The sequence below is a fragment of the Frigoribacterium sp. CFBP 13605 genome (genome assembly GCF_014839405.1).
GTDB lineage: Bacteria > Actinomycetota > Actinomycetes > Actinomycetales > Microbacteriaceae > Frigoribacterium.
The window spans coordinates 1-4869 of sequence record NZ_JACYNS010000147.1 but is presented as its reverse complement, the minus strand read 5'-3'; the positions used below and the strand labels follow the sequence as shown (position 1 = coordinate 4869).

Genomic DNA, 4869 nt, shown 5'->3' with positions numbered 1-4869 from the left:
GGGGGGTGGGGGGCGCCGGGGCGGGGCGAGGCGGTGCGGCGGCGGGTCAGGCGAGGGGGGCGAGGCGCAGCCAGCGCTCCGCGACCTGCGCCTGCGAGACGGGCCCGTCGCCGTCACGGTCGATCTGGGGCGAGTCGAACTCGACCCACCAGGTGCGGGCCGAGCCGCCGATGGCCGACACCCCCTGCCAGGCGCTGCCCCCGGCCCGGACCACGATGCCCGTCGGGCCGTACGGGAACGGCGTCGAAGGGTCCTCGTCCGAGTCGAGGACGTACACCTGGGCCCCCACGCCCATGCGCGCCGGGCCGGATCGCCCGGCGTCGTCGGAGGAGGCGCCGCCCCAGGCGTCGGGGTCGGGCTCCGGCTGTCGGGGCCGCTTGGTGAACATGGACGACATCGTGCCACGCACGACGGACGCCGGGCGACGACGCGGCCGCGCTCACAGCAGGCCCGGAGGCCGCGAACCGACCGGAACCGGGGCAGGCGACACCGGACACCACGAGTAGGGCGGACGGGACTTGAACCCGTGACCGATCGATTATGAGTCGACTGCTCTAACCGGCTGAGCTACCGCCCCTCGCGTCGGCCCACCGGTGCGAGCCGTGGCCGGCCGGGGGCGGTGCCGCGGTCGACCGTCAGTGCGCGCGGTCGGACGCCGCGTCGGTGGAGGGGACCACCGGCTGACCACGATACAGGCTCTCGAACACGCTGAGCGTTCGCTCGATGTCGTGCCCCTCGATCATCTTCAGGCTGGCCCGGCGCATCGCGAGGTACTCGTCGTCGGGGGCGGTCAACACCGTCGTGAGCTTGTCGGCGAGGTCGCGGCTGTCGCCCGGGCGGAAGAGGTAGCCGTTCTGGCCCTCGTCGACCAGGTGCGGCAGGGCCATGGCGTCGGCCACGACGATGGGCAGCCCCGACGCCATCGCCTCGAGGCTGGCGATGCTCTGGAGTTCGGCGATCGACGGCATGGCGAAGACCGTCGACTCGGTCAGCGTGCGCCGCAACTCGTCGTCGGACAGGTACCCGGCGAAGGTGACGACGTCGGCGAGGCCGAGGTCGCGGCTGGTCGTCTGGAGCTGCTTGAGGAGGTCTCCGCCGCCCACGATCGTGAGCGTCGCGCCGAGGGCCGGGTCGAGCAGGGTCATCGCCTTGAGCAGCACGTCGATCTGCTTCTCGGCCGTGACGCGGCCGACGAACACGATGCGGTTCTCGGTCGGACGGGTGTCGAGGGCGGTGTAGTGCCCGGCCTCGATGCCGCAGGAGACGGCGAGCACTCCGGTGACCGCGACCGACTTCTCGAGGAACGTGGCCGCCTTCTGCGTGGGGGTCGTGATCGCCGCGGCCTTGTGGAACGTCTTGCTCGCGTCGTTCCACGCCATCTGGGTCGCCTTGGCGCGCAGCCCCTTGGGCAGACCGGTGTGCTCGAGCAGGTTCTCGGGCATGAAGTGGTTCGTGGCGACGATCCGCACGCCCCGGCGTTCGGCGACCTGCGCGACGCCCCGGCCCATCACGATGTGCGACTGGATGTGGACGACGTCGGGGTGGATCTCGTCGAAGATCGCCTCGGCGTGCTCCTGCACGCGCCACGGGGTGGCGAAGCGCAGCCAGTCGTGCAACGGCCACCGCGTCGAGTACAGCCGGTGGACGGTCAACGTCACGCCGCCGTGCTGCTCGAGGAAGGTGCCGTGGTGCCGGCTGGCCGCGGGCACCATGAGGTGCACGTCGTGGCCGCGCCGGGCGAGCCCCACGGCGAGCCGCTCCGTGAAGTTGGCGGCGCCGTTGACGTCGGGCGGGAAGGTGTCACCCGCGATCAGGACGGTCAGGCGGTCGGACGACCCCGAGGAGGCGCGGGTCGCGACGTCAGCCGACGTCGCGTCGTCGGGTCGGCCGGGTTCCGAGGGCGTCGGGGCAGGTGTCACGGGTCGTGGCGTCCTTCTCGTGCTCGGTGGGGTGTGCGGCGCGTCGTTCGCCCGGACGATCGTCGACCGGCGGGCGAGACGACCCCACGCTAGCTCAGGCTCGGGTCTGGGGATGGTATTTGGCGAGTTGGAACACGCCGTAGACCGCGATGGCGGCCGCGACGACGAAGAAGACGCCGGCGATCGCGGGGGCGTTCTGCGCCTCGCCCAGGACGACGATGCCGATGCCGACCGCGATGAGCGGATCGACGACCGTGAGACCGGCGATGACGAGGTCGGGTGGGCCGGACGAGTAGGCGTTCTGCACGAAGTACCCGCCGAGCAGTCCGGCCGCGAGCAGGAACACGATGCACACGATCGTCAACCAGTCGAAGTTGCCCGCGAAGACCCGGTTGAGGACGACCTTGGCGAGGGTGGCGACGAAGCCGTAGAGCACGCCCGCGGCGATGATGTAGAACAGGGCGCTGCGACGGCGACGCAACAGGGCGAAGGCGACGCCCAGCACGGAGCCGACGACGGCGAGGACGACGAGCACGGTGACGAGCTGCCGGGTGGTGATCTCGGGCTCGATGGCGGTGAAGGCCGCCACGGTGACGAAGAGCCCGACGCCGCCGACGCAGAAGAGGATGGCGCGCTTGGCGCGCCGGTCGAGTCGTCGACCCGTCGAACGGGAGTTGAGGACCGCCGTGATGACGAGGGCGACCGCCCCGAGCGGCTGCACCACGAGGAGCGGGGCGATGCGCAGACTGGTCAGCTGGAAGAGGATCGCGAGGCCGAGCATCAGCGTGCCCAGCACCCACGAGGGGCGGCCCACGAGGGCGAGCACCTGGCGGACGTTCATGCCGCTCTTCGCCGCACCGATCCGTCGCTCGACCTTGGCGACGCCCTGGTGCTGGAGCTGGGCGCCGATCGAGAGGAACACCGCGCCGATCAGCGCGATCGGGATGCCGAGCGCCTGGTAGGGGGTCAGGGATACCTGCTGGGTGAGCTCCCCGATGTCCGTCGTCACGGCGTCCACGGTAGTGCCGTGGCGCTGGATAGTCTGGACGAATGGCCGTTCGACCCATTTCCATCACGGGTGACCCCGTGCTCCACTCCCCCGCCTCCGAGGTGACCGTCGTCGACGACGACCTGCGCACCCTCGTCGCCGACATGTTCGAGACGATGGACGCCGCCCCGGGCGTCGGTCTGGCGGGCCCACAGGTGGGCGTCGGCAAGCGGCTGTTCGTCTACTCGTGGACCGACGACGACGGCGAGCTGTGGCGCGGCGTGGCCATCAACCCGACGCTCTGGCAGAGTCCGCTCTCGATCGAGCCGCTCGACGACGACTCCGAGTCCGAGGGCTGCCTCTCGGTGCCCGGCGAGAGGTTCCCGTTGCGGCGTGCCGACGGCGTCGTGCTGCGGGCCACCGACCTCGAGGGCGACGCGGTCGAGATCGAGGCCTGGGGCTGGCTCGCCCGCGTCTTCCAGCACGAGTACGACCACCTCGACGGCATCCTGTACGCGGACCGGCTCGAGCACCCCTTCCACAAGGCGGCCGCGAAGGCGGTCCGCAAGAAGGGCTGGGGACAACCGGGCAGCACCTGGCTGCCGGGCGTCGACCACCTCGAGGACTGACGGCCGGCCCCGGCCGACCCCGAGACCGAGGAGGCGCGTCCTGCGAACCGCAGGACGCGCCTCCTTTTCGTTCGGGCACGGAACGGAACGGAACGGCGAGAAAGGCCCAGGACGGACCGGGAAAGAGAAAAGGCCCAGAGGGTGGAGCCTCTGGGCCTTCGCTCCCCGAGTTGGACTCGAACCAACAACCTGCCGGTTAACAGCCGGCTGCTCTGCCAATTGAGCTATCGAGGAATGGCAACCGCCCCGGACTTTCGTCCGTGACAGCGGAGACAACACTAGCAAAGATCTGAGCCCCCGAGGGACCACGCCGACGACGCGGCGCGTCGCACGGCTCCGACCGCCGCGTCAGTACCCGTCGTGCGGATCGACCACGCCGACGAACTCCCCGTCGCCGAGGAAGGCCCGCACGTTGAGCCGGATGCGCTCGGCCAGCAGCGGGGCCGTCATCTCGGGGGTGTCCGCCTGGTGCGGCGTGACGACGACACGCGGCTCGCCGAAGAGCGGGTGCCCGTCGGGGAGCGGCTCGGGCGTGGTGACGTCGACCCCCGCGCCCCAGAGTCGCTCCGCCCTGACCGCCTCGACGAGGGCGTCCGTGTCGACCAGGCTGCCCCGCGCGACGTTGACGAGCACGGCCGTCGCCGGCAGCAGGGCGAGCCGACGCGCGTCGAGGAGGCCTGCCGTGCCGGGCGTCGCGGCGGCGGCGAGGACGAGGACGTCGGCCTCGGGCAACACCTCGTCGAGTCGCTCGACGGGGACGGTCCGGTCGGCCCCGGGCACGGGTTCGCTCGACCGGCGCACGATGGTCACCCGGACGTCGAACGGGGCCAGGAGGCGCATCAGCTCGATCGCGATGCCCCCCGCCCCGACGATGACGACGTGCCGTCCGTAGAGCGACCGGCCCTGTTGTTCGGTGGCCCAGGAGGTGGCGCGCACGCGCTGGGGAACGACCCTCAGCAGCGACAGCACGAGCATGAGGGCGTGCTCGGCGACGGGTTCGGCGAACGCCCCCTTGGCGCTCGTCCAGAGCGGCAGCGCGCGGTCGGCACGGGCCGTGATGACCTCGGAGAAGGCGTCGACCCCGGCGTAGGGCAGCTGGACCCACTCGATGCCCGGGTTCTCGTCCAGCGCGCGGGCCAGGCCGTCGGGGTCGCGGTACGAGAGCCAGACCAGGCCACGGGTCTCCGGGCCCAGGGGGACGACGTCCGCTCCCCCGGCCCTCACGGCGTCGACGAAGACCGGGGTGGGGCGGGGGGCCACCGAGACGGCACCCGGGGTCGGGCGTCGCCCCGGGGCGAGGACGGGGCCCGCGGTGACGACCGCGCGGTGGCCG

Annotated in this window: 5 protein-coding genes and 2 tRNA genes; 1 reads left to right on the top strand and 6 read right to left on the bottom strand. The window is 71.9% G+C overall.

From position 1 onward, the window contains the following. Positions 1 to 46 precede the first annotated feature (46 nt). The 4 genes from IFT36_RS15150 to IFT36_RS15135 all read right to left on the bottom strand — a co-directional run bounded on the left by IFT36_RS15150 (position 47) and on the right by IFT36_RS15135 (position 2928). On the bottom strand, positions 47 to 388 hold the full coding sequence (locus IFT36_RS15150; RefSeq protein WP_148053615.1) for a hypothetical protein: 342 nt from the start codon (positions 386 to 388) through the stop codon (positions 47 to 49). A gap of 115 nt (positions 389 to 503) precedes the next feature. Continuing rightward, a tRNA-Ile gene (locus IFT36_RS15145) sits at positions 504 to 577 on the bottom strand. Positions 578 to 635: 58 nt separating this feature from the next. Next, positions 636 to 1919 (bottom strand): glycosyltransferase, encoded by a 1284-nt coding sequence (locus IFT36_RS15140; RefSeq protein WP_307785130.1) that lies wholly within the window; start codon positions 1917 to 1919, stop codon positions 636 to 638. A 94-nt stretch (positions 1920 to 2013) separates the two neighbouring features. Continuing rightward, positions 2014 to 2928 carry a DMT family transporter gene (locus tag IFT36_RS15135; RefSeq protein ID WP_192123502.1) on the bottom strand — a complete coding sequence of 305 codons (915 nt, stop codon included), beginning with the start codon at positions 2926 to 2928 and terminating at the stop codon, positions 2014 to 2016. A gap of 41 nt (positions 2929 to 2969) precedes the next feature. Here IFT36_RS15135 and def point away from each other — a divergent pair, with 41 nt between their 5' ends. Continuing rightward, complete coding sequence (def, locus tag IFT36_RS15130; protein WP_192123500.1) at positions 2970 to 3536, top strand: peptide deformylase; 567 nt, start codon at positions 2970 to 2972, stop codon at positions 3534 to 3536. Between the two features lie 161 nt (positions 3537 to 3697). On the opposite strand, the gene IFT36_RS15125 is transcribed toward def, so the two are convergent. Further along, positions 3698 to 3770, bottom strand: a tRNA-Asn gene (locus IFT36_RS15125). Between the two features lie 114 nt (positions 3771 to 3884). Next, the coding region (locus IFT36_RS15120; RefSeq protein ID WP_249408673.1) for an NAD(P)-dependent oxidoreductase at positions 3885 to 4869 on the bottom strand (985 nt) is incomplete at its 5' end.